2 protein-coding genes are annotated in these 1,655 nt (G+C 64.8%); one reads left to right on the top strand and one right to left on the bottom strand.

The genetic code is table 11. From position 1 onward, the window contains the following. Nucleotides 1–12 precede the first annotated feature (12 nt). Nucleotides 13–159: a hypothetical protein gene (locus ACFWPJ_RS32225; RefSeq protein ID WP_378857221.1), complete on the bottom strand. Its 147-nt coding sequence runs from the start codon at nucleotides 157–159 to the stop codon at nucleotides 13–15. A 132-nt stretch (nucleotides 160–291) separates the two neighbouring features. Between ACFWPJ_RS32225 and ACFWPJ_RS32220 the strand changes: the two genes are divergently transcribed. Then, nucleotides 292–1,590, top strand: a complete 1,299-nt coding sequence (locus ACFWPJ_RS32220) for a cytochrome P450 (protein ID WP_378857219.1) — start codon at nucleotides 292–294, stop codon at nucleotides 1,588–1,590. The last annotated feature ends 65 nt before the right edge of the window (nucleotides 1,591–1,655 follow it).

The raw sequence follows: 1,655 nt of genomic DNA, 5'->3' as shown, positions 1-1,655 counted from the left end.
GCCCCCCGAGAGCTATAACGGTAGCGTGGGCTCGGAGAGGTGTATCAGAGACCGGCGCGGGGCCAGGCCGAGCAGCTCGGCGGCGTGCAGTCCCGAAAGCTGTCCGCGGCGCTTGCCGATCGGGGTACGCACGGCCTCGACGATCACGGGTGTGCCCATGTGATTCTCCCTCGTAACTGCAACAAGTTCTGTTCCTACGCCCAGGGTAAAACCGCGTGGTTCTTCCGTCACGGCAACCCCTGTGCTTGAATGATTGTAGAACGTGTTTCAGTTTGTCGAAGGAGACATCTGGTGGTAGATCCGCGCACCGAACACGCCGGCCCCGGTCACGCGACGGGTACCCGGCCGAACCTGCCGGACGGGTTCGACGTCACCGACCCCGATATCTACGCCGAGCGTGTCCCGGTGGAGGAGTACGCCGAACTGCGTCGGGCCGCTCCCATCTGGTGGAATCCGCAGTCGCCCGAGGTCGGCGGGTTCAACGACGACGGCTTCTGGGTGGTGAGCAAGCACGCCGACGTGAAGGAAGTGTCCCGCCGCAGCGACGTGTTCTCGACCTACGAGAACACCGCGATCCCGCGCTTCAACGACGACATCCAGCGCGAGCAGATCGAACTGCAGCGTTTCGTCATCCTCAACAAGGACGCGCCGGAGCACACCAAGCTCCGCAAGCTGATCTCCAAAGGTTTTACGCCGCGCGCGGTCAACGGCCTGCGTGCCGAACTGACCTCGCGAGCCGAGCAGATCGTGCGGGCCGCCGCCGAGGCGGGCTCGGGCGACTTCGTCACCCAGGTGGCCTGTGAACTGCCGCTGCAGGCGATCGCCGAACTGATCGGCGTGCCGCAGGAAGACCGGATGAAGGTCTTCGAGTGGTCCAACAACATGACCGGCTATGACGACCCCGACAACGCGGACATCGATCCGGTTGCCGCGTCGATGGAGCTGCTCGGCTACTCCTACCAGATGGCTGAGGCCAGGAAGGCCTGTCCGGCCGACGACCTGGTGACCACGCTGATCGAGGCCGACGTCGACGGTGAGGCACTGACGCCGGAGGAGTTCGGCTTCTTCGTCATCCTGCTCGCGGTCGCGGGCAACGAGACGACTCGCAACGCCATCAGCCACGGCATGGTCGCGTTCATGGAGAATCCGGACCAGTGGGAGCTCTTCAAGAAGGAGCGCCCGGCCACCGCCGTGGACGAGATCATCCGCTGGGCGACCCCGGTCACCTCCTTCCAGCGCACTGCGCTCGAGGACACCGAACTCAACGGCGTGCAGATCAAGAAGGGCCAGCGCCTGGTGATGCTGTACGGCTCGGCGAACTTCGACGAGGATGTCTTCGACAACCCGGAGAAGTTCGACGTCATGCGCAAGGACAACCAGCACCTGGCTTTCGGTGGCACCGGCGCGCACTTCTGCGTCGGCGCGAACCTGGCCCGCCTCGAGATCGACCTGATCTTCAACGCGATCGCCGACCACCTGCCCGATATCACCAAGCTCGGTGACCCCAAGCGCCTGCGTTCGGGTTGGCTCAACGGCATCAAGGAACTCCCGGTCGACTACAAGACCTCGGGTTGCCCGGTAGCGCACTGAGTTTTTGGAGCGCTGGCGCGCTCGAGGTCCCGGCCCCTCCTGTCCCGCCGGTCAGGCACCGGTGC

It is taken from the genome of Nocardia sp. NPDC058497, from assembly GCF_042720195.1.
Lineage (GTDB): Bacteria > Actinomycetota > Actinomycetes > Mycobacteriales > Mycobacteriaceae > Nocardia.
This window is presented reverse-complemented; position numbering and strand designations above follow the sequence as displayed.